The organism is Acinetobacter sp. YH12027, from assembly GCF_013420085.1.
GTDB lineage: Bacteria > Pseudomonadota > Gammaproteobacteria > Pseudomonadales > Moraxellaceae > Acinetobacter > Acinetobacter amyesii.
Genome location: NZ_VOYW01000008.1, coordinates 1 through 22,396 on the forward strand (window position 1 = coordinate 1; position 22,396 = coordinate 22,396).

21 protein-coding genes are annotated in these 22,396 nt (G+C 41.3%); 2 read left to right on the plus strand and 19 right to left on the minus strand.

The annotated features are described in order from the left end of the window. The 4 genes from FTT94_RS03585 to rpe form a co-directional block, all read right to left on the minus strand. Nucleotides 1-192 (minus strand): hypothetical protein (locus FTT94_RS03585; protein ID WP_180170242.1); only part of this gene is annotated, 192 nt, incomplete at its 3' end. Continuing rightward, nucleotides 179-2,176, minus strand: a complete 1,998-nt coding sequence (locus tag FTT94_RS03590; protein ID WP_180170243.1) for a multicopper oxidase domain-containing protein — start codon at nt 2,174-2,176, stop codon at nt 179-181. The genes FTT94_RS03590 and FTT94_RS03585, both read right to left, overlap by 14 nt. Nucleotides 2,177-2,222: 46 nt before the next feature. After that, nucleotides 2,223-2,684, minus strand: a complete 462-nt coding sequence (locus FTT94_RS03595; protein ID WP_180170244.1) for a hypothetical protein — start codon at nt 2,682-2,684, stop codon at nt 2,223-2,225. A gap of 667 nt (nt 2,685-3,351) precedes the next feature. Further along, nucleotides 3,352-4,038 carry a ribulose-phosphate 3-epimerase gene (gene rpe / locus FTT94_RS03600; protein WP_180170245.1) on the minus strand — a complete coding sequence of 229 codons (687 nt, stop codon included), beginning with the start codon at nt 4,036-4,038 and terminating at the stop codon, nt 3,352-3,354. A 605-nt stretch (nt 4,039-4,643) separates the two neighbouring features. Here rpe and FTT94_RS03605 point away from each other — a divergent pair. Next, nucleotides 4,644-4,940 carry a DUF2218 domain-containing protein gene (locus FTT94_RS03605; protein WP_168378512.1) on the plus strand — a complete coding sequence of 99 codons (297 nt, stop codon included), beginning with the start codon at nt 4,644-4,646 and terminating at the stop codon, nt 4,938-4,940. 31 nt (nt 4,941-4,971) lie between these two features. Here FTT94_RS03605 and FTT94_RS03610 read toward each other — a convergent pair whose 3' ends face one another. The 9 genes from FTT94_RS03610 to FTT94_RS03650 all read right to left on the minus strand — a co-directional run bounded on the left by FTT94_RS03610 (nt 4,972) and on the right by FTT94_RS03650 (nt 13,326). Beyond that, nucleotides 4,972-6,033, minus strand: coding sequence for a M48 family metallopeptidase (locus FTT94_RS03610; RefSeq protein ID WP_180170246.1), 1,062 nt, complete (start codon nt 6,031-6,033; stop codon nt 4,972-4,974). Between the two features lie 14 nt (nt 6,034-6,047). Further along, nucleotides 6,048-7,154 carry a YjgN family protein gene (locus FTT94_RS03615; RefSeq protein ID WP_180170247.1) on the minus strand — a complete coding sequence of 369 codons (1,107 nt, stop codon included), beginning with the start codon at nt 7,152-7,154 and terminating at the stop codon, nt 6,048-6,050. Between the two features lie 130 nt (nt 7,155-7,284). Beyond that, nucleotides 7,285-8,130, minus strand: a complete 846-nt coding sequence (fghA, locus tag FTT94_RS03620) for an S-formylglutathione hydrolase (protein WP_180170248.1) — start codon at nt 8,128-8,130, stop codon at nt 7,285-7,287. A 27-nt stretch (nt 8,131-8,157) separates the two neighbouring features. After that, nucleotides 8,158-9,549, minus strand: a complete 1,392-nt coding sequence (locus FTT94_RS03625) for a C13 family peptidase (protein WP_168378508.1) — start codon at nt 9,547-9,549, stop codon at nt 8,158-8,160. Between the two features lie 125 nt (nt 9,550-9,674). Continuing rightward, nucleotides 9,675-10,493, minus strand: coding sequence for a class I SAM-dependent methyltransferase (locus FTT94_RS03630; protein ID WP_218945800.1), 819 nt, complete (start codon nt 10,491-10,493; stop codon nt 9,675-9,677). Then, complete coding sequence (locus FTT94_RS03635; RefSeq protein ID WP_180170249.1) at nt 10,487-11,311, minus strand: undecaprenyl-diphosphate phosphatase; 825 nt, start codon at nt 11,309-11,311, stop codon at nt 10,487-10,489. The genes FTT94_RS03630 and FTT94_RS03635 overlap by 7 nt, the downstream gene beginning before the upstream one ends. 12 nt (nt 11,312-11,323) lie before the next feature. Further along, entirely contained in the window at nt 11,324-11,989 is a 666-nt protein-coding gene (tsaB, locus tag FTT94_RS03640; RefSeq protein ID WP_180170250.1) for a tRNA (adenosine(37)-N6)-threonylcarbamoyltransferase complex dimerization subunit type 1 TsaB, read from the minus strand. 162 nt (nt 11,990-12,151) lie between these two features. Then, entirely contained in the window at nt 12,152-12,682 is a 531-nt protein-coding gene (locus FTT94_RS03645; RefSeq protein WP_078191181.1) for a gamma carbonic anhydrase family protein, read from the minus strand. 35 nt (nt 12,683-12,717) lie between these two features. Then, a complete protein-coding gene (locus FTT94_RS03650) occupies nt 12,718-13,326 on the minus strand; it encodes a CoA pyrophosphatase (RefSeq protein WP_078192365.1) in 609 nt (202 codons plus the stop codon). Between the two features lie 126 nt (nt 13,327-13,452). Between FTT94_RS03650 and FTT94_RS03655 the strand changes: the two genes are divergently transcribed. Then, nucleotides 13,453-14,001 carry an NUDIX hydrolase gene (locus tag FTT94_RS03655; protein WP_078192366.1) on the plus strand — a complete coding sequence of 183 codons (549 nt, stop codon included), beginning with the start codon at nt 13,453-13,455 and terminating at the stop codon, nt 13,999-14,001. A 67-nt stretch (nt 14,002-14,068) separates the two neighbouring features. Here FTT94_RS03655 and FTT94_RS03660 read toward each other — a convergent pair whose 3' ends face one another. The 6 genes from FTT94_RS03660 to FTT94_RS03685 all read right to left on the minus strand — a co-directional run bounded on the left by FTT94_RS03660 (nt 14,069) and on the right by FTT94_RS03685 (nt 22,396). Continuing rightward, a complete protein-coding gene (locus FTT94_RS03660) occupies nt 14,069-16,084 on the minus strand; it encodes a hypothetical protein (protein WP_180170251.1) in 2,016 nt (671 codons plus the stop codon). Nucleotides 16,085-16,106: 22 nt separating this feature from the next. Further along, nucleotides 16,107-17,438, minus strand: coding sequence for a putative pilus assembly protein FilE (gene filE / locus FTT94_RS03665; RefSeq protein WP_257223148.1), 1,332 nt, complete (start codon nt 17,436-17,438; stop codon nt 16,107-16,109). Nucleotides 17,439-17,470: 32 nt separating this feature from the next. Further along, entirely contained in the window at nt 17,471-19,135 is a 1,665-nt protein-coding gene (locus FTT94_RS03670) for an OmpP1/FadL family transporter (RefSeq protein WP_180113843.1), read from the minus strand. A gap of 12 nt (nt 19,136-19,147) precedes the next feature. Then, complete coding sequence (locus FTT94_RS03675; RefSeq protein WP_180170252.1) at nt 19,148-20,347, minus strand: hypothetical protein; 1,200 nt, start codon at nt 20,345-20,347, stop codon at nt 19,148-19,150. A gap of 60 nt (nt 20,348-20,407) precedes the next feature. After that, nucleotides 20,408-21,241: a C39 family peptidase gene (locus FTT94_RS03680; protein WP_180147036.1), complete on the minus strand. Its 834-nt coding sequence runs from the start codon at nt 21,239-21,241 to the stop codon at nt 20,408-20,410. 198 nt (nt 21,242-21,439) lie between these two features. Beyond that, entirely contained in the window at nt 21,440-22,396 is a 957-nt protein-coding gene (locus tag FTT94_RS03685) for a DUF6160 family protein (protein ID WP_180170253.1), read from the minus strand.

Below are 22,396 nucleotides of genomic sequence, written 5' to 3' on the forward strand. Positions count from 1 at the left end.
TGCAGTATGCTCCATCTTGTTCGATTCGATCCTTGTTTGCATCACTTGATGCGACGAATCATATGAGGAATGCGACTCATGTTGAGCTGACATCGGCATGCTGTGATGTGCATCTTGCGCCATGGTCATTTGAGTGACCGATGCCAAAGCTAAACTTAGAACCGTATATGTGCATGGTTTAATGATGCGCATGAGACACCTCCTTTTGCGGTACAGATGCCGTTTTCGTATTCTCTGCGACATTTGCGACCACAAGTTTATTCATCATCCCTGCAGACATGTGATACAGCAAGTGACAATGAATCGCCCATTCCCCTAATTCATTGGCCGTTAACAGAGCCGTCACTGTTTTCCCCGGCGGCACAATCACCGTATGTTTATTTGGCATTTCAGAAGACACTTGCCCATTTTCCAATTGCATAAACATGCCATGTAAATGCATCGGATGCGCCATCATGCTGTCATTGACAAATTTCAATCGAATTCGCTCACCATATTTCACCTGCAGTGGTTCGGCTTCACTGAATTTTTTGCCATTCATGGTCCACATGTAGCGTTCCATCGTTCCACCCAAATGAATAACCAAATCTTGCGTCGCTTCACGTGTATCAGGCTGCGGGGTTAACGCTTTTAAATCACTATATTGCAAGGCCTTATCACCGACAGGTGTTGAAGCATTGGCCCAACCCATAACCGTTGCTGAATTTTCAACTGCCCGCATCTCTCCTTTAGACTGTGCATGCTCCATCGCTGTATGCATATCATGTTTCATGGATGAATCCATTGAAGAGTGGTTCATTGAAGAGTGGTTCATTGATGAATGATCCATCACACTATGATCCATATTGGCATGCGCTGAATCAGACATGTTCTGTTTATGCATCTCTGGATGCTGCATAGTAGTATGTGCAGTCACTGGAGAATGGTCCATGTCATGTCCCATAGCTGCATGATCATGTGCTTGATTCGGCTGAATCTTTGACGGATCGACAGTATGCGCGCTGTGCTCATGAGCATTCACTTGCTGGATTGCTGAAGTTTGGGTTGAACCTGTAGCCATATGTCCCATATTGCTATGGTCAATACCTGACATTGAACCATGCCCCATATCTTCCATGGTCAGCAAAGCGCGTAGCCGTGCTTTTGGTATATGAATACCTGAGTGCTGAGGCTGCGTTTCATCATGTAAAGTGCCAATCGCAAATCCAGTCCGATCAATCGACTCAGCTTCAATCTGATAATGCGCAGATTTAGGCTCTACGATCACATCATAGGTTTCTGCAGCACCGATGCGGAATTCATCCACAGCGACCGGCTTGACCGCTTGACCGTCTGCACTGACCACCGTCATTTTGAGCTGAGGAATACGCACATCAAAAAACGACATGGCCGCAGCATTTACAAAACGAAGTCTAACTTTTTCGTTAGGCTTAAATAGACCTGTCCAGTTTTGTTCTGGAGTTTTACCATTCAATAAGAACGTATAACCCGTTACATCAGACAAATCCGTTTTCAGCATACGCATTTGATTCCACATCGAACGGTCTTGCCAAGTGTTTTTTAAACCCGTTCGTTGCATTTGCGTCCATACATCTGAAACTGTTTCACGCTGATTTTGATAGTATTCGGCAGACTTTTTCAGATTTGCCATGATCTGAGCGCTAGATGATTCATGAAAATCAGACAGCATGACCACATAATCACGTTGCGTCTGTTCATGTACGGCAAGTGCTTGTTTACCTTTCGGATAAATTACCAAAGCGCCATACAATCCGTCTTGTTCTTGGCCTTTGGAATGCGCGTGATACCAATAGGTTCCGCTTTGACGGACTTTAAATTTATAAGTAAAGCTACCATCCGGCTGAATTTCATTAAAACCATTAAAGCCGGGGACACCATCCATTAAACCGGGCAGCAATAGACCATGCCAATGCACCGAGGTATTTTGTTTTTTGAGCTGATTATGCACATAGATGACCGCATCATCGCCTTCTTCAAACTCCAGTAAAGGGGCTGGAAACTGACCATTGACACTGATTTTCTTGACCGCTTTACCAGTCAAATTGATGGTCTTTTCATCAATATTCAGATGATATTCTTTAATGGCTGCAAACGCCCACGTTGGAGACAGCAGACACACCCCGAGCACGAGGCCTGACCTAAATAAATTAGACATGACTTAACCTTTATAAAATAACGAAAAAACGTATTTAAAACTCAGGTTAAGCTTGCGGAGGTCTTAGAATTTCTTGCCAAAAGCCTTTTAAATGCTGTCCAGCAAAAATAAAACGAGGAGGTTCTGCATAAAGATGCACATTGACGGTTTGCAATGCAACCAATGCGCTATCGAGATAAGAGGTACTGATTTGGCAATGTGCGAGTGTACAGTCCTGACAGTCTGTACTTTGTGTCGTTGAATGATGCACCTGACCATCTTGCAGTGCAGATGTCGCATCTAAAGATTGATGACAATCCATCATTGAAATGACGTCAGGTGTTGCTTGCTTGCCATGATGTGCTGCATGCTCAGGAACAGCTTGCCGCTGATTTTGATGGCAATTTGCCATAGTTAAATGTGAAGGATCAGTATGTGCTGCATGAAATGATGCCTGATGGGCATTCGCAGTCATCATTTGTTGATGTTGAAAATTTTGCTGTGCACTGACCACACTGCTCCACCCCATGACGAACGCCATGAGCCAAACAAAGCCAAGATGCTTACGCAAAAAATTGAACAATTTAGTACCCTAATTCAACCCAATGATGCACTGTGACAACATGTCCCTATTAACACATCTTTAAAAACATCACGCGATCAGCTCAGCTGAAATCCGCATGAAACACCATGATGATGTTATTTATGACTCAACTCAATCACATGACATTCGTATCAACATGACATTCAGCTCGACCTATTTATCCATCATGAACGATACATTCAGAAATATCTAATAGCACGAGCTAGTGCGATCGATGATGTGTTTTGCCAGTCGCAGCTTATCTCAATAGTTGATAACAGCATAATTAATTGTGCAGTTATTCACAACAGTTTTAAATTTATTGCGCTGTCATAAAAATCAGTGCATATCGCCCAGTTAAAACATAAAAGTTATTTTTTAAACTGATTAATTATTTACCTTAGTTTAATAAATACACAGTATTTCAAACACTTTACCCCATAAAAAAAGGACTCAATTGAGTCCTTTTTATACTTAATACGTCTAATTATTAAACCATTGATGCACAATCGTTTATAATTTATTCAAGTTATCCATATACTTATCTACACAGATATCCATACGGTTATCCATAAAGTTATCCACAAGCCATGAATAACTTATACCCAAAGGCTTAAGCCTCTTGAGCATGCACTTTTGCCAATTCAGAACGCATGTCATCAATCACAGCTTTATAATCAGGCTTACCAAAAATCGCTGAACCTGCAACGAACATATCTGCACCAGCTTCAGCAATGTCACGGATATTGGCTGGGGTAACACCACCATCCACTTCTAAGCGAATATCATGGCCTGAAGCATCAATAATTTTTCGTGCTTGACGCAGCTTTTCTAAAGTCATTGGAATGAACTTTTGACCGCCAAAACCTGGGTTCACACTCATCAACAAGACTTGGTCAACTTTATCTAAAACGTAGTCTAAATAATGCAAAGGTGTCGCAGGGTTAAACACCAAGCCCGCTTGCGCACCACCAGATTTGATTAACTGTAAAGAGCGGTCAATATGGTCAGTTGCTTCGGGGTGGAAAGTGATGATATCTGCACCAGCGTCTAAGAAATCGCCAATCATACGGTCTACCGGTGAAACCATTAGATGCACATCAATTGGCGCTTTAATGCCGTATTTTTTCAATGCCTTACAAACGCCCGCACCAAAAGTTAAGTTCGGTACATAATGATTATCCATGACATCGAAATGAACAACATCTGCACCTGCTTCTAGAACATTTTCAACTTCTTCACCTAAGCGCGCAAAGTCTGCTGACAAAATTGAAGGTGCGATTAAGAATGGCTTGGACATGAAAAACCTAGCTTTGAAAAGGGAGTGATTGACGCATTATAGCAAATTGTCCCCCTATTCGCTGCCCATGCCCTTAGTCGTTTTTTCGATGCCGATGATTGAGATCTCTATAATAAAGAAACCTAGGATGAACTGATATTACGCAGTAACATCAGAACCGAAATTTGATTCAAATAAAAGAACGATACGCGGTAACGTCATCCGCAATTGTTTGAGACAGCACGACTTCTAATCAAAAATGTTTTTGCAATACTTTAATTAAATAGACGCTAGAAAGCGAGTTTTGCGGTGAGGAGCATTGCTCTGCAAGATGGTTTCCTTGCGAAGCTTCGCTTCTCATTTTGCCTAATGAGAATCATCGTTTCGTAAGAGTACCTCCAGCCGAAGGCTAATCCCTTTATTTAAGCCCTAGATGTAAGACTCAGTCGAATTGACTTAAATATCATTTTAAAAATGCAAAATTATTTTTTGCGTGCGTAACATCAGTGATTAATATGGATAAAGATCTCAGGGATAGAAACACAGCGTTGCATTTTTAGACTTAACGGGCATCTATGTACTTTGCTAAGTTAAAGGACTGACGACTTAACAATAAAATTGCATCTATGAAAAGTTCAACACACATCACCACCGCCCAAGCAGCGCGTGTTGCTAAACGCCTAGTCAATCATTGGAAACATAAATTTGAAGTCAATGAACAGCTCATTGGAGAAAATACTGCATTCAAGATTCAACTACCCTCTGCAGAGGTCAATCTTTTACCACAAGCTGCTTTTTTAGATGTAGTAATTTCAGCCCAAGATCCAAGTGCAAATCTAGATCAATTGGAACATGTGGTTTTAGATCATTTGATCCGTATGGGACAAGAAGAACTCAGTGCAACATGGCAACGCGAACCGTAGTCTACGTCGCCATATTGTCAAAGCCTTTCACTCAATGCTGATGTGATTGATAATTTCTAACTGCATCAATACGGGCTTTCGTCGCTGGATGTGACTCAAAGAAATCTGTCCAAGATCTCTGATCTTTGGCAGTTTCATCCTTTGCACCTTTCTCTTTTGCTATTTCACCGTCAGCTTCATCTTCCATACGTTGTAAGAAGTTTGCAAAATGTGCCGTTGGAATTTGATGTTTTGAAAGTTGTTTTAGGGCGTATAAATCTGCTTCAGATTCAAAGTCTCGTGAGTAACTTGCACCTACCGCAGCAACCGGTAAACTGGTGAGAATATCTGAGCCATCCCCTGTAATCATCAACAAAATAATACTGATGCCTAAACCTGACAAACTTTGCTGCAAACTATGGCGTTGAACTAAATGCCCCTGCTCGTGGGCAAGCACACCTATGAGCTCATAATCATTTTTCGCTAATTTAACCAACTCATCTGTCACGATAATGGTGTTATTGGGTATCGCCAATGCATTTGCACCGATGCTACCACCACCGCGGAATAACAACTTCGCAGGACGATTTTCAGCCACCAATTGTTGATATTCTTGTTTCAGTTTGTCTTGGCGTGCTTGTGGCAATTTTGTGGGTTCAGTCATATCGATAATATATTTTTCCGCCTGATCGCCCCAACTCGTTAAAGCGGTCTCAGGCAGTTGATTGGCCACCACATGTGACGCCACAGGAATGCCCCATTTAATCAATACAAAAGCAAAAGCCACCACGAAAATCACACTAAAAATGATTAGAGAAGGTGAACGCTCTAACTTCCAAATCGAATGCCAACGCGACTTTACGTCGAGATTAAACCACTCCGGCAAGGGTTGATGAAACTCTAAACGAGCATCGTCCTTTAACTCGATCACTGGCTGAATATCCCCTAAAGCACCGATCAGCGTCATATCTTGATAGGTGTAATGCTGCGTTTGTTCTAGGTCTTGACCATAACGCACAATCACAGCATGTTTCCCATCTGCGCTAATTTGAGCAACAAAGGGTTTTGACACTTTCCCATCATAATAGGTTGCATTCACTACTGATGTTTTCATGTAATTCACCTGCGTTATAAGGAAATATCTAGGTCAAAAATATCGGATAATTCTTCAGCAATTGCATTGTGATCTTGCTGCATTTGATTGTGTAATTGGTCTGGATCATCGACCAACATTAAATGCAAAGATTCAGTCTGATATTTATATAGTCGTACAACTGCCCATGGTGTCAGTAAACCGAGGCTAATCACTTTAGCCAACCAATTGCTCAAGACAATCCATGCATAGCGCCATTGATTACAGTCCGTATGAAACTGACTGCGACTCAACGTGGTGTTATTCCAAGTGGTAATAAAAATACGTGCAGCGGTGAGTGGCCAAATAAACATGTAGCCAATCAAATACATACCAAAAATAATGAAGACATAAGATGCGTCATTTAAACCATCTGAGCTACCAAACAGTATCGCAAAGATTACTGCCAGCAATACACTAAAGCCCATAAACAGAAATAAAGGCACATACATGGCGCGCATATAATCGCCCCACGTATTATTCAGATTAAATTTCAACTGACCAAGATACAAATGATTCAGACATTCACGTTTATATAGCCAAACCGCAACAGGTGTAAACAAACCGAGGGTAAAGACAACCACCGCAAGACATTTGACAAAGCACCAATACGCGCTTTTATTCGTCCCTGAAAAAAAGAATCGGCTATTACTAAACTTACTGTTACGGGCGCGGAAACGAATCGTAGATCGAATAAGCCAAGGAATCGCAAAGAAGATCAGGACAAAGCCCGCTAAGAAAGCTTCCCAAGAATATTTTGCAGCAAAAGAGAAACCACCATAGACCACTAACGCAATGATTCGTCCAACTAAAATTTTTGTAGGCAAACCAGTAAAATCAAAACGACGCTGAAACACCCAAGTATTACCGTAAAAATAACGTAAACGGCGGACCTTTGCCCAAGGCGCATAAAGTCCAAGCGTAACAATTGTCAGTAAGATATTCACGATCCAAATACCGAAATATTCAGATGCATTACCTTTAAACCTAAAATGATAATTTCGTCCCAAAACATTAGCCTGTTCTGTCTCCCCAAATAGACTCGGTGGATTCATCACGGGCAGCTCTGGCGGAAGCGGCGTTTCCATTTGTGAATTTTGCATAAGTACCCTAAATTATTTTTTTTGGTATGTCGAATTTATTCATTTGCATGGCAATGCTCATCACCATGCTTTATTTATACGTATATCAAAGCAAGCTATGCCTCAATATTTTTAACCACTGGCTTTTAGATTAATGAACTACTGTTTGCAACTGGACAGCGTGAAATTGCAAATGATCGTCCATAAAACTTTGAATAAAATAATAACCATGATCATAGCCTGCATGTTCACGCAGTTCGAGTGGCTGCCCAACTTGCTCACACGCTTGCTTAAACAACATCGGATTTAACTGGCTATAAAATTGATCATCAATGCCTTGGTCAATCAAAATGGCTTTAAACAAAGCCCCTTTAGTTTGCACTAAAGCTGTAGCATCGTGCGGAAGCCACTGCTGACGATCTAAACCTAGATACTGACTAAAGGCTTTTTCGCCCCATGGACACTGACTCGGCGCACAAATCGGTGCAAAAGCAGAAACCGATTTAAACAGGTCCGGATACTTCAACGCTAAAGTTAATGCACCATGACCGCCCATACTATGTCCGAATATGCCAATCGCACCTTTTTGTACCGGAAATTCAGCCTGTACCAGCGAATACAATTCTTCAGCGATAAAACGTTCCATTTGATAATGCTCGGCCCACGGTTGTTCCGTTGCATTAATATAAAAGCCTGCGCCTTGGCCAATATCCCAATGATCGCCTTGCGCTACCTGCTCCCCACGTGGAGAAGTATCAGGGCTGATTAAAATCAGGCCAAGCTGCGCTGCTAAACGCTGAGCATGCGCTTTAATGGCAAAGGTTTCTTCGGTACAGGTTAATCCCGCCAAATAAAACAATGCAGGACACGCTTGGCCTTGTAAGGCTGCTTCTGGCAGAAAAATACCAAACTTTGTCGCGGTCTTTAGACTTAAAGAATCCAATTGATAAATGCGCTGCTCACCCGCAAAACAGGTATTTCGTTGTACTAATTCCATGATCTTTATCCTAAACTTTTTAATCTTTTAAGGCGTAACCGTCGTAGCCGGTGCAGTAGTCGTCGGCGGGAACAATCGTTGTTCTAATTGAGGCAACATTAATGCCATGTTTTTCCCCATCGACCACTGTGGTTCAGAAGGTTCGAAACCTTGCGCTGCTTCCCATTTCGCAACAGTCGCTTTGGTTTCATTAAATGCCGCTTGAATACTGGTCTGCTCACGCATCGCCTGATCAAAGAACGCACGGCCAAAATAGGTGTATTCAGCTTCATTCGAACAGCCAAAAGACTGTCGATCAGCTGCCGATGCAGTAATGATTAAAGTATTATCATTTTGTAGCGCTGGAATAAAACTGCCTGAATAACATGAAGAAATCACAATTACACGCCAACGAATTCCGGATGCATCCAAGGCTTCTTTTAACCATTTAGGATCGACTTGCGCCAAATCCAAAGGTGCATTTTCCATTTCAAAGACATTTGGTAAACCATGTGAGGTCATATATAAAAATAAGACATCACTTTCTCGGTTCATCTGCTGACCGATACGACGCAGCGCCAACTCCATACTGGTTTTAGATGCTAGCGGAATTTCAGTGCGCGTTGCAGGGTTATTGATAAGTTCAACCGAACGCCCATAGGTGCCAAAACGTGTATCAAATTGTTCTTTAATCCGTTCAATTTCCAGTTTAAAGACATCTTGATAACTCGCACCTGCCACCCCTAAGAAGTACCAATGGGATTGGGCAAACTCACCATATTCCACTGCGTCTAAAGATTTATTGAGTAAACGGCTTTGTGCATAAAATGCATCTTCAGCAAAGCTTGGAGGAACTTCTTCAACTTTCCAAATCGGCTGATCTTTGACTGAGACTTGCCACACGACCAAAGTAAATAGCGTCGCACCCATAATCAGTGCACGCTCCCACCATGGCCATTTCAGCTCACGTGAAAACACCCAAACAACAGCCAGACTTTGCCAAACAAATAGAATAATGAATAACGTGGGAATGTAGTCATACAGGAAGTATGGGAGAAAATCGAGATCTCCCAAATATTGAATCAAACATTGAAACAGCATGATGTGCGTATCAAGCACCAACCAGAGCAATGCTGGGACCAACATTAACCGTGGATTATTCACACGTTGTGACAGGAAAATCCCCACGATTAAAGCAATAAATGGCCACAATGCGTAGCTAATGAGACCTTGTGCATTAAATTCGCCAATACGCCCAGTGCTGAGCCAACTAAATAAACTGTTGGCACAACCACCTAAAATCCCCCAAAACACCAATTGTAAAATCGATGGTCGAACGATTTGTAAAGAACGACGAGACCCCAAAAATAACCACATCCCCGCAGTTTGGTTGCTTTTAAAATCATGCCAAAAATTGATGGAGGGTTTGAAATCAATCATAGAGTTCTGATGGTGGCCTTGGCTTGCTTAATTGCACAAATAATTTTATGCCTGATGTCGTTTTTAGCAATGCTATTTTTTAACTATATAACAAATCTTTGAACAATATTGAAGCAAATATCATTTTAAGTCACAAGATCATGTTGGAAATATGCATCAAAGCGACAAGCATCGCCTTGCCACTGATGTTGTGGCTCTTGATTCGCTAAAAAAACCGCCAATCGTGGACGTTTAACCACGACACGTTTAGCAATTTTTTGTGCTAAATCCAGTAAATTATCACCTAAATCCATTTCACCATCTTCAGGTAACAGTAAATGCAATAATTGCATTTGTTTTTTGACCTGAGCTTGCTTTTTGACGGCTTGCTGGTTTTGATCTCGCTGCGGAAACATCGGATCGAGATAAACCACGTCAAAGATTTGATTGGTCGTCGATAAATGTTTCAAATAATCTGCCGAATCTGAAAAGACCAATTCAATTCGAGCCACAACCGAACTTAAAAACGCATCTTGCTGCGCACGTTGATGTGAGTCTTCCAATAGGGTAAATAAAATCGGATGACGTTCCACAAGGGTCACATGAGCACCCAAATGTGCCATCAATAAACTATCGTGCCCTAGCCCTGCGGTTGCATCTACAAGCTGTGGTTTTTCAGCCAAATTACACGCACGTGCAATCATCTCAGACTTTAAGGATGCTCGCTTTAAACGCCCCACTTCTGCTTTCCAATCGGGTTGCATCTTCATGCCATTGGCCGCTAACCACAAACCATCTGCATCGACACACAAACTGAGTTCAGAGTTTAAACGTAAAAAACGCGCGTTTAATTTTTCAATCAATTCAATATTTACAGATACACCACGTGAAGAAAGCACAGCAGAATACTGCTGTGCTTTCTCATGAAACTCTTGTTCTGTGTATAAGCGGATTTCGCTTACCATAATTTCCAGCCTGTAAATGCGAACAATAAAATCAATAAACCTGAAACAATTCGATACCACGCAAAAATCATGAAATCACGTTTTGCCACATAAGCAACAAGCGCACGAATCAAAAGTAATGCCGAGACAAATGAAACCATTAAACCAACGGCAATCACAGTCCAATCTTGAGTGCCTTGAAATACATCATAGCTTTGATATAAATCCAGTAAACCTGCACCGACAATAACCGGAATACCCAAAAAGAATGAAAACTCAGTGGCTGCTTTACGAGAAACCCCTAAGAACATGGCACCAATAATGGTCGCACCTGAACGTGAAGTCCCTGGAATTAAAGATAAAACTTGAATTAAACCAATCCAAATCGCATCTTTAATGGTTAAATCTTCTACTTCTTTGGCACGCACCTGCGGTGGATTTTTTTCGATCCAAATAATGATCAAACCACCAATAATCAACCCCATAGCAATCGCAATGTTATTGAACAGCAGTTCTTTCACCGTCTGACCAAACGTCAAACCAATCAACACGATTGGAATCGAAGCGAGAATTAAGCCAAAACCTAAACGGCGACCTTTTTCTTCACCAGTCACCATACCGGTTGCTGCACCCCACAGGCGGCCCCAGTATTCATAAATCACCGCAGCAATCGCACCCATTTGAATTGCGATCACGAAAACATCACTTTTTTCTTTGGTCCAAAAGTTCATTAATTCTGAAGCCAGAATTAAATGCCCTGTACTTGAAATCGGTAAAAATTCGGTAATACCTTCAACAATACCCATGATTGCCGCTTTGAGCAGCAGTAGAAGATCCATATATAACCCTAATTATGGCTTGCCTTGTTCTGAAATTTTCTTCCAGGCGTTATCTCGTAAATATACGGGCAATGCAAGTTCAGCACTCACCCATGCTTTTCTTTGCGCCGCTACGCGGGCAATAGTAGCAATATCTTGTGCTGTTGCACTTAAGTCTTTGTATTGTGTTTGTTCTGATTGAATGAGCTCACTACCAGAACCCACGACGGTAAATTTGATCTGTGGTGTGGCATCTGCGTAGCTTAATAGTTGTTCTTCATTTACAGCCTGCATAATGCCATTGGCATCGAGATGATAGCTGGCGATATACACTTCTTGCATGCGAGCATCAAGGACTGCCGTTACTTCAGTCAAACCATGTACACGATGCGCCGCTTGAGCCAAAGCTTGCAAAGTTGATACTGGAACAACAGGTATATCATTGGCCCATGCCAAGGCTTGTGTTACCGCTGCATTAATACGAACACCACTAAATGAGCCAGGCCCACGACTAAATCCAATCGCAGTTAAATCAGCTAACTCAATAGCAGTTTGATTAAGCCCTTGCTCAATCATTGGGAGAATAGTTTGCGTCTGCGCTTTTGCCCGTAAATCGAGTTGAAAATAAAGCTCTTGAGTTTCATCTACAATCGAGACGGAACACTGCTCATTGGCAGTTTCCAATGCCAGTAATTTCATGCGCAACCTTAATTAAATTTAATCTTAAAAAACGTTGAATATAATACTCCACTCCATCGCAGTTCGCGAGATGTTCCACCACAGACTCAGCGCTTTCTGTCTTTAAGCCATAAAAAAGCCTCGACAAACTTCGAGGCTTTTTTGCTTGCCATGTATAGCGTTCTAAAGTTCAGCGACTTCGAGTTGAGTAAAATGTTTAAAATGAGCGGCATAGTGCATGGCACTCATTTTTAGACGTGCTTCCGCTTGTTCATCTAAAGTCTTAACAACCTTACCCGGTGAACCCATCACAACAGAATTATCCGGAATCACCTTCCCTTCTGGAATTAAAGCATTCGCACCAATGATGCAATTTTTACCAATCACGGCATGATTTAGGACCACGGCATTGATTCCAATCAGACTATTATCACCTACGGTACATCCGTGTAGCATGGCTTGATGCCCAATCGTGACATAATCGCCAATGGTCATTTCAATGCCTGCATCGGTATGCAACACCGCATTTTCTTGTACATTGGTAAAATCACCCAGTTTGATACGACTGTTGTCCCCTCGAATGACGGCTCCGAACCAGACACTCACTTCTCGGCCTAATTCAACTTGCCCAATGACCGTTGCATTTTCTGCAACCCAACCATCCCAAGGTTGATGCGTGGCTTTCGGGCTATATCCTTGAAATTTGTACAACATGATCAAACATCCTATTTTGACTTTCTAAAAATGATTTATGGCTCACGGCCCAAATGAAATGAAGGAGAATTTAATAAAAAAGGCCATTCTTTTTGATAATTCAAACCATATTGAAATAAGGAAATCAACATCCGTGCAGTCAAGCCCCATACGATTTCGTTTTCGATTCTTAAACTGGGAAAATAAAGCGATTGCTGGGCAAAACGAACTTCATATGGCGTTGGCGGTGTTTCTAAAAGCTGTCTTAATGATGCAAAAAAAATACGGTCAATTTCAGTGGGTTGAGGTATCAAATTTACATCAGGCGGGATCAACCCCACGATCGGTTTAACCAACATCCCATTCCGTGCTTTTTGCATTGGCAAATCACCCAAAAGTTGCACATCAAATGGATTTAGAGCGGTTTCTTCTTGGGCTTCTCTTAACGCCACCACGATATTACTGGTGTCTTGGGCATCACGTTTGCCACCGGGAAAGGACACTTCACCGGCATGATTATTCATATAGAGTGAGCGGCGGGTCAATAAAATACGTGGATTATCTTCTTGGGTAATCGCAATCAATACAGCAGCATGCGCGGGTTGAATACGCTTAGAAAAACGTAAACTTTGCTGCAATCGCTGAGTCAATAAACCCTCATCCATCCACATTACATCCTTATAATTATCTTATTTTCATCATAGCTGAATTTCGGCCAAGCTGGTTAGAAATGATGCCAAAGTTTTATTTTTAAGTTATTCTGACGGTTCACACAATCCATGACGATGAATATGAACTTTTGCTCAAACTGCGGACAAAAAACAAAAGAAGCGATCCCGCTTGGAGATCATCAGATACGCCGTATTTGTACCGCATGTGGGTTTATTCATTATGTGAATCCTAAAGTTATTTGTGGTGCTTTAGCCGTTTGGGACAATCAAGTTTTACTTTGCCGTCGTGCGATTGAGCCACGTTATGGGCTATGGACATTACCCGCTGGCTATATGGAACTCTATGAGACAATGGAGCAAGGTGCAGCGCGTGAAACTCGCGAAGAAGCCGAAGCAGAAGTCAACATTGAGCAACTATATTGCATGTATAACATTCCCCGTATTGGGCAAATTTATGCCTTGTTCAAATCTGAACTAATCAATGGTGAATTTGGTGCGGGTGATGAAACCATTGAATCACGATTGTTTAGTGAAGAAGATATTCCTTGGGATGATTTAGCCTTTCCAAGTGTGGAAAGAACGCTGCGGCATTATTTTGCTGATCGCAAAACAGGTCAGTTTGAAATGCATCTCGAAACCCTTGGTACGCGACTCGATCACACTGGTTAATTTGCTGCTCTCAATATTAAAAAAGCCCATCACTGATGGGCTTTTTTATTTTACTCATATTTGACGATTATTTTGCCTTGATGGTGTAACAAGGGGCTAAATCTAAGGAAATATCACCGCCACTTAACTTCGCCGTTTGAGCAGCTGCAGTATCATTTGGATTTTTTAAGCTATAAATATAACTAAAGCTGGCCAAACTATTCCCCCATTTCACCACTTTATTATCCGAATCTGTCAAAGCAACGCCAGAGGGACGTGTGCCTGCATTGGCATTGATCATATTGTGTAACTGCACTAAAGCACCGCCCACAACCATTGAGGTGTCCGCTGAAGTTTTCACACTTGAGTTCATTCCAATTAACGCACCATCAAGCGTGTGGAAATATGGATCAGCTAAAATCATACGAATCGAAATGGTATTGGGATTAATATTCCCTTCAGGCGTAAAGGTACGGGTTGTCGTTCCGATACGGTATTGCTGTACACCTTTGTCATCTTTCATTAACAGTGGATCGAGCACATCTTTTCCACTACAGCCTTCCGTCGCGTGTGTAGACAAATCGACAATTTGACTATCTTGACGAGTAAATACATCATCTGGCACGCCAGATTTTATATTTGTGCGAATATCACCATTACGGTCAATCACCACACCCAATTTCACTGTTTTGATCGAGGGATCGGTAAATTTAAAGGTTAAATCTGCATATAACGGGAAGATATAATTTTGTCCAGCAGCAACATTTTCAACAGACTTAAAGACTTTTTTGTCTAAATACGACAGCGGATAAAGCTTGTATAAATCCATCGTGCCTTTAAATTGCACTTGGTTAATGTTTTGCTCCCAAAGACCTAATTTTTTCTTATCATCGGCCGTCAGAACATAATCATCTTTTTTAGCCATTAACGTTTTATATAAACTTCCACCTGTACCGACCACCATTTTGTCGGCAAGTAGCGTCCCTTGTTTAATAATCAAAGGGCCAGAGTTGGCTTCTTCTGCATCAAAACGGAAACCCAGAATGCCAGGTTTATCAATTTGCTTGGTAAGCGGATCGATCCAATTGTCCTGTGGCGTTGCTGTTAAACGTGTTGGTCGAACCTGCGTCAAGAGCAAGACATTCACACCACCAATGGTACTCAACTGTTGATCAACTTTGCCCTTCCACTGTAAACCACTACCAAAGGTCATACCTTGGCGGTCCGTCATTAACATGAAATGACCAAATAAATTGATTTTTGAACTATCGGTCGGCAAACATTCATTTTTGTCACAGCCGACCAGTCCATTTGAACCACCGGCATTGGTAATCACGTCATCAGTTGAAAACAACGCAAACTCTGGCTGGTAAACCGCAGCCGTTGAGATATTCATGAGTTTTGAAACTAAGGTAAATGCATTTTCATTACTGACTTCGGACAAGTCTAGCCAAGGTGTAAACAAGTCATTAAATTCCGTATCTGAACTGATACTGAAATCTGCTGTCGCGACATTTCGAGTGATTTGATCAATCAATACTTTATCTGCATTGTTGATATAAACCGCTTGGATATCTGTAGCTGTAACTGCGCTGTTATTTTTCAAAGCCAAGGCTTGAATAATTTTAGCTAAACGCATGGCCACTTTAACCGTTGCGTCGGTATTTGAAATCGTTGCAGCAGGTTTACCCGCGATGCCAGCTGCCAAATCCAATAAGGTCAAGCGTGGAGGTGTCGTACCACTGGCTACATTGGAAATTTGCTTCAAATCTACTTTACCCAAATCAATTCGACGTGATTTTTCACCTTGGACAAAGAAAGTTACGGTATCGCCAATCTTACAAGCACCTGTCGAAACACCTTCTTTTAGATCAAATAAAGTAATGTAGGTATTTTTAACGTCGCTCGAACAATTAAAATTCAGACCTTCAATTGGATAATCTAAAACAAACTCAACACAGCCTTCGGTATTACTTTTACAAGTACCATTGGTTGTACTGGTATCATAAATTTCAGGATTCACATTTGCACTTTCACCGCCACAGCCACTGAGCGCTGCAACCAATGCCGTTAAAGCAAACGGTAATAAAATTTTATTTTTCATCCTAATTCTCTTTCTTATGTCCTTAACGGATTGCTGTTAATTTAAGTTGGCCTTGATTGGTTAATACGCGGCCATCGACGTCTATTGCTGTTGCTAAAGGCGTTAAGAATAAATACTGGCTACCTTTAGGCACTTGAATCACGCCTTCTATTTTTTCATGGTAAAGATGATCCGCTTCACCTTGGTTATTTTTGAATCCACCTGCGCCTTCCATGACACATCCATTTTTGTCTAAAAATACCGCAAATGGCCAATAAAATGTAGGATTTTGTACTTTGGATGCAAATGAATGTATACGAATATTTTGTAATGGTGATTTTAGTTTTACGACTTCGTAGTCAAATTCGTCCGACAATGGTGCTCGAGGCCATAAATTAATATCTTGAGCCAAGTCGAGCTCTTTGGCTTTCTTCATTTTTTTATTCGAAAAACATTGCTGACCTAAACCTTGAATGGTGTCAGCTTGTGAGACTCGATAATACGATGTGGCCAAAGTGATCGGCCCTGTATCTTCGGGTTGATTGCGTTTAAATAAATTATCAATGACGGAGCGACTGACACCTTTTTCACGTTCAATGGTTTGCATCCGCGTTTGCCCCATCTTGCTGTCAATAACGCCTTCGGGCATGGTGTAAAAGCGCTTTTTGCCTTCTAAGTTAAACTCTTTATCTTCAAGATATTCATTATTGACATACTTTTCACCAGCCATGGTCGAAAAGCCTTGTTCTTGTTTTACCTTAGCCGCTTGTTTTGAAGGATTATTTTCTAAGTTTTCACCTGAAGATTGTACGGCTTTATCAGTGCTAACAACTTTCTCAGCAAGGATCTTTTTTTCGACGATAGGTTTATCTTTTTCAGCCTGAACTTTGGCCTGATACGGAGCACTAGGTTGGGTTAGCTCTGATTGCTGTAACTTTTCGGTCCATGTGGTTGAAGGTACAACTTTTGTTGAAGTACCTGACTCTTGTACTGATTTTTCAGATTTGGGAACGTTATCACCTGAGACCTCTTTAATTTTATCGACTGTGACAGCTTTATTATCATCCCGTTTTTCCGGCTCACGTGTACTTAAACGTTGAGACTTCAGTGATTCAACAGTCTGTGCTGTTGGACTCGTTTGACGTGTCATCGGTGTCTTGGTTTGAGACGGACTAATGCTTACAGATGGTTGAGTAATTTGTTGTACAGGTTGAGAGTCTATCGTTTTAGCAGTTGGACTTTCTTTAGGTTTCTTTGCTGGTTTTTCTTGCACTTGTACCACCATTGGGCGCCCATCTGGCCCAATAATGGTATGAAACGCTCCAGCGTTGGCATACGACACTTGCACCACAGACAGTGCAAGTAACGTTTTCATGAATAAAATCCTTTTCATTCTGTTTGCTTATCCTACCAACGAGTTCTGTAATTTAATCCTAGGATGGTGATTTTCGTATCGGTTTTTACATTCAGTCCAGCATATGGGTTTAAAAGTAAATTATTCACACCGGTTAAGTTTGCAAGACTACTAGTATTCGCTGGAATGTTATCTTTACTGCGTAAAAAGCCGATTGATAAATCTAAATCCGTATCTGCATCAAAACGATATCCAATCCCCATACCAAAGAGTTGCGCACCATTAATTGGTACCATGGTATTTCGCTTACCATCAGGAATAGAGGTACTCCTTGGTTCATAGCCTGCACGCAATTTCAAACGATCTGTTGCTGAATATTCAATACCAATACCCCAGTTCCAAGGCGACGTAAATTTCAAAGGTAAGGCCAAAGAATTATCGGTCACATTTTCAGATAATAATTTTGCAATTTTCAGCGCTGAAATTTGACGGTCGAATTCAAAACGGAATTTGTCCCAAGCACGATAATCGGTCCAGCCCACATCAAAATTGATTTGTAAATCAGGCATAACCTTATATTTGATCCCCGCCTGTACATGCTGTGGATATTCAAAATCCATCGAAACCAAACCCGACTCCGAGTTAGGCACGGCATTTGGGAAACCTAAAATTGCAGCTAAAATTTGACCTGTTGGTGATGACATTAATCCCTTAATCATCTCCTGAGGTGCTTTTGCATTATGAATGCGATAACGACCTTTCATGCGCATTTTCGCTGCACTTTGGTACACCATACCAAAACTAAAATCTTCGCGTGGCTCCCACAAAACCCCTAAGTTGTAACTTGGGCTCAGTGACTGCTCTAAAGCCAATTCCATCTGACCAAATTTGCCAAATGGATTCATCCCTTCTTCGGTATTACACATCCCCAATAGCAAGATGTCGGTAATAATGTCCGAATTTTCCTTAAATGGTGTACAGACGACTTCATCAATCATCCTTAACATGCCGATCAATTCATTGGGAAATCGCAGGTCAGATTTCAATCCAATGGCTTGATAGGACATCCCCACACCACCACCAATCGATAGCTCATCACTGACTTGATAGCCTACTGTTGGCGATAGATAAGTAATACGCTCTAGAGCAACTTGTTGTCCCATGAAATTACCTGGGTTACCATTTTCAGCACCAAAACCCGCAATCAAAGGTGCATAAACAGCTGATGCGAATGTTGCTTTAGAACCCGGTGGATTGTAGGCAATCCCCATCGTTGGCGCGGCAATGGGTTGTCCAGCACCAAAATCCACCATCTTTTTTAAGACAGGTACATATAAGGATGCATATTCAACATCACCAGAAACCTTATCTTTAAAGTCCGTACAAATATCAGCCGTCACTTCAGGACCATCATTACAGACTAATGGATCATCTGAATAACCAAAAACGTTATAACCCGCAGGAACGGTAAATTCACGTTGAATATCAAAGTTTGCAATGATGCCCTGCATATCTGTTTGCAAACCTTCAATCTTAGTTAATGCTGCAGGGTTAAAATGTACTGCACTAATTCCTGGAGGATCCGCAGTTACTGCATTACCTAATGCAAGTGACCGTACATCAACTGAAAGGTTGGTACCCAATTGTGCAAAAGCAGCACTAGAACAGCCCGTTAAAACGATCGCACTAACAAGTGGGCTGAGTCGAATTTTACGCATACGACAGCCCTCTTAACGAAGTTTTTTTCCGAAACCTAGGATATCCAACGGGAAAGACAGTCCTAAAGACACATCTGGTGCATCTTCAGTTAAACCTAGCCCCACTGTACCGTTCACAATCGTATCCGGTGATACACGTACACCTAAAGAAATCGCTAGAGTTGAGCTGGTTTGGTCTGCAGGTGAATAGGATTCGCCACTGCTATACGTAAATTCAGCGCCGGTATTGAAACTTTGTTGATATGACATGGTGAGGGAAACATCGTAGTTAAACGAGTATGCAAAACCGAATGCAAAACCGCCACTAATTCCCGGTTCAAACTCTTCAATGACTCGCGAACCACGACGTTGGTTTAAACCAGTTTCTTTGAAACCATAGTTGGCTGAGACAGATGCAAACAACACAACGGGGTCAATATATTTACGCGTACTCGCACCGATACCTGCCGAATAGTAACCTTTACCTGTTGCTAGATCATTTACTGCATTGACTTCGTATGGACTGTCACCTGTTTTCGTAGACAAATTACCAAATAAAATCAGTGGTAAACGACCTTGCTTCAGTGGGAATGGTTCCCAGCGTGCGCCTAAAGAAATATCCCCTAAACCTGCAGTTGAAGTATCTTTTAATAAATCAGTTTTCGCCACTAAAGGCAAAGATGCAGAGAATGTCAAATTATCCATTACACCGTATTGCACGGTAAATGTATTGGTCATTGAGTGTGTTGCATTTTCTTGTACACGTAGTTGATAAAGCTGGCCTTGTGCCATTTCCATATCAAGCTGTGTATCACGGTAATAGGTGTAATCTATATCGTAAAAAGATGATATTTCACCTTTTTTAATCAATGAATACTGACGTTCATTCGAGCTAAATACTTCCTGTAAATTCGCTTCTTGGCTCGCATCACCTTCTTGTTGCTGAAGTGCTGTCGATGCTTTTTCATTGGCAGGAGCGACTTCGGATTGTGGCATTTCAGCTTGTACGGGCTCTTCTACAGATTCATACTGTCCAATTTCTGGCTCGGCAGCAGCTTCTTGTGCATTATCAGCTTGGTTTACAGTAGCAGGAGATACAGACTCTTCTACGACTGTCTCTTGTTCAACTGGATCATATTCTCCAAGGCTTGGCTCTTCAGCTGCATAGGCAACCCCCATCACCACCTGAATACTCATGGCTAGTAGTGTTTTGTTCATCCATTTACGATTCATGTTCCTTCCCACCGTTGTTATTTTTTTAATCCTGACACTTTGTTATACGCTTTCATCTAATTATTTACTCTTGTAGTAAAGCCTTAGAAAGTTGTAATTCGATTTACCATAAGACTCCGACTCTTCATTCATGTTTTTATCAAGTCGTATCGTAGATGCCTTGTCTGCAATTTTTTCCATGTAAAACTGCGGATATTGAATATCAACCAATGCATAACGGTTGACGGTTGCATCTTCAACATGTCGCAAGTCTGAATCTTGCAAAGCTAATAAATTTTTACGTTGCTCAGGCGCAACGTTGATTAAGAATAATGTGTTGTTTTCCCATATTTCTTGGAATCTAACTTCATCGAAACTGATATTGCCCAGTGCTGGATCTGCAACATAAACACGCCCATCTTTATAGGCTTTAAAAACCACAAAATGTTTAAAACCAGCATATGAAATGGGAACAATCGCAGGCTGACCTTGCTTAACTAGATCTGAAAACTCCCCTTTGTAGCCCCCACTGTCTAGCCCGACAGCAGCGACAAAACGTTTCATGTCTAATAAGGAGAAACTTCGACGTTCGATAATTTTTTCAGTTTCACCAAATTTCAGCAAACCATTCATGGTCTGTTGCTCAGTCAGCTGTGTACCTACATAACCATTTAATAAAGTAGTTAAGGCCGCCGAACCACAACTGTAGTCGTAGGCTTGCCGAACGATGCCTCGAAATTGATCTTCTATGGCAGGTTTAATTTTTACAGATTCACGGTGCATCCGAGTAAAGGAATCATTTCGTGAATCCAATGTTTCGGTATAGTGAACTGTTCCGACTGGCTTTTCTTTTAATTCGAAGGACTCTTTGGCAAAGTAATACATCAATGCCGAGCCCACAGCTATCTCTAACATATCTTCTAACTTTTAGTTATCGGCAATGATGTGCCTTTTTTCATTATTTTTTTAGAGCTAATGCTCTACATCCATGTATTATGCAAGATACCTTTTTTTTTATAAAAAAACAGCATTTTTTTATGCTTTATTGGGTCATTCCGCATATTTTTGTAAAAAAAAGCGCGTGATCAACACGCGCCTTCTTTGTCTTCTAAATTACTTACTAGAAATCGTAATTACAGAACCTGGGTTATATACGTTAGCAGCAGGACTGTAGAACGTTTGTAAGCCTTGAACTTCGATATCACCGATTGATCCAGCATCTTTACTTCCTAGATGAATACCTTTCACATAGTTATCAATTGGACCAGAGTTGCTTACCATTTGAATATAACCATTGTTTGTGCCTTCTTTACCATAAACACGGACATCTTGGTTAATGGTTAAATCAGATTTACCCGCATCAGCAACCTTGATGCTTTCGATAAAGATTTCACCTGCTTCACGTGTAGCCGTTTTAGTTGATGCATCAAGGATACCTAGATCTTTAATTTCTAAGCCGCCAACCATAGTTGTGCTTAGTTTGATCATTGCACCTTGTGGAGCAGCACCCAACTGAACATTAGCAGTCATTGGTCCAGTTTTTAGAGAAAGACCAGATAAAATTGCATTGTAGTTACTATCATCACCACCACGGCGAATGCCTGTAGTACCCGCTGTACCAGATGCTGTTACGCCAATTTCACCGATTTTGATATCTAAACCAGAAACATCAGCTGCGATGTTAATGAATGCACCATTTGCACCAGTACCAGCATCAGTATCAATACGTAAATCAGCTAAATTGCGAGAAGCTAGAAGATAAGCTCCACCGTTATCATAGTTTGCACCAATGATGATACCTTTGTTCTCTAATGCATCACCCTTAATACCGTTACCTTGAATAACGATCGCACCAGCAGTACTTGTACCACCCTTAGCTGTATCCGTTAAACCGTCGTTATCGTGAATGAAAAGTTTTTCAATTTCAATTTTAGAAATACCAATCCCGATGTTAATACCATCTTGACCAGTGGTTGAACTAAGTGCAGCATCGTCCATTGCTTGCATAGCCATAGCATTCGCACTAAATGCGATTGAAGAAACTAGAGCTAATTTAGTGAAATTTTTCAT

Bases quoted from the DNA above. Each gene is read 5' to 3' on its own strand.
- rpe (WP_180170245.1), bottom strand. From the start codon at position 4,038: ATGTCCAAGCCATTCTTAATCGCACCTTCAATTTTGTCAGCAGACTTT.
- FTT94_RS03660 (WP_180170251.1), bottom strand. From the start codon at position 16,084: ATGAAAAATAAAATTTTATTACCGTTTGCTTTAACGGCATTGGTTGCA.
- FTT94_RS03685 (WP_180170253.1), bottom strand. From the start codon at position 22,396: ATGAAAAATTTCACTAAATTAGCTCTAGTTTCTTCAATCGCATTTAGT.
- FTT94_RS03630 (WP_218945800.1), bottom strand. From the start codon at position 10,493: ATGGTAAGCGAAATCCGCTTATACACAGAACAAGAGTTTCATGAGAAA.
- tsaB (WP_180170250.1), bottom strand. From the start codon at position 11,989: ATGAAATTACTGGCATTGGAAACTGCCAATGAGCAGTGTTCCGTCTCG.
- FTT94_RS03675 (WP_180170252.1), bottom strand. From the start codon at position 20,347: ATGAATCGTAAATGGATGAACAAAACACTACTAGCCATGAGTATTCAG.
- FTT94_RS03680 (WP_180147036.1), bottom strand. From the start codon at position 21,241: ATGTTAGAGATAGCTGTGGGCTCGGCATTGATGTATTACTTTGCCAAA.
- FTT94_RS03670 (WP_180113843.1), bottom strand. From the start codon at position 19,135: ATGCGTAAAATTCGACTCAGCCCACTTGTTAGTGCGATCGTTTTAACG.
- FTT94_RS03645 (WP_078191181.1), bottom strand. From the start codon at position 12,682: ATGTTGTACAAATTTCAAGGATATAGCCCGAAAGCCACGCATCAACCT.
- FTT94_RS03650 (WP_078192365.1), bottom strand. From the start codon at position 13,326: ATGGATGAGGGTTTATTGACTCAGCGATTGCAGCAAAGTTTACGTTTT.
- FTT94_RS03635 (WP_180170249.1), bottom strand. From the start codon at position 11,311: ATGGATCTTCTACTGCTGCTCAAAGCGGCAATCATGGGTATTGTTGAA.
- FTT94_RS03595 (WP_180170244.1), bottom strand. From the start codon at position 2,684: ATGGGGTGGAGCAGTGTGGTCAGTGCACAGCAAAATTTTCAACATCAA.
- FTT94_RS03615 (WP_180170247.1), bottom strand. From the start codon at position 7,154: ATGCAAAATTCACAAATGGAAACGCCGCTTCCGCCAGAGCTGCCCGTG.
- FTT94_RS03625 (WP_168378508.1), bottom strand. From the start codon at position 9,549: ATGATTGATTTCAAACCCTCCATCAATTTTTGGCATGATTTTAAAAGC.
- FTT94_RS03605 (WP_168378512.1), top strand. From the start codon at position 4,644: ATGAAAAGTTCAACACACATCACCACCGCCCAAGCAGCGCGTGTTGCT.
- FTT94_RS03610 (WP_180170246.1), bottom strand. From the start codon at position 6,033: ATGAAAACATCAGTAGTGAATGCAACCTATTATGATGGGAAAGTGTCA.
- filE (WP_257223148.1), bottom strand. From the start codon at position 17,438: ATGAAAACGTTACTTGCACTGTCTGTGGTGCAAGTGTCGTATGCCAAC.
- fghA (WP_180170248.1), bottom strand. From the start codon at position 8,130: ATGGAATTAGTACAACGAAATACCTGTTTTGCGGGTGAGCAGCGCATT.
- FTT94_RS03590 (WP_180170243.1), bottom strand. From the start codon at position 2,176: ATGTCTAATTTATTTAGGTCAGGCCTCGTGCTCGGGGTGTGTCTGCTG.
- FTT94_RS03655 (WP_078192366.1), top strand. From the start codon at position 13,453: ATGAACTTTTGCTCAAACTGCGGACAAAAAACAAAAGAAGCGATCCCG.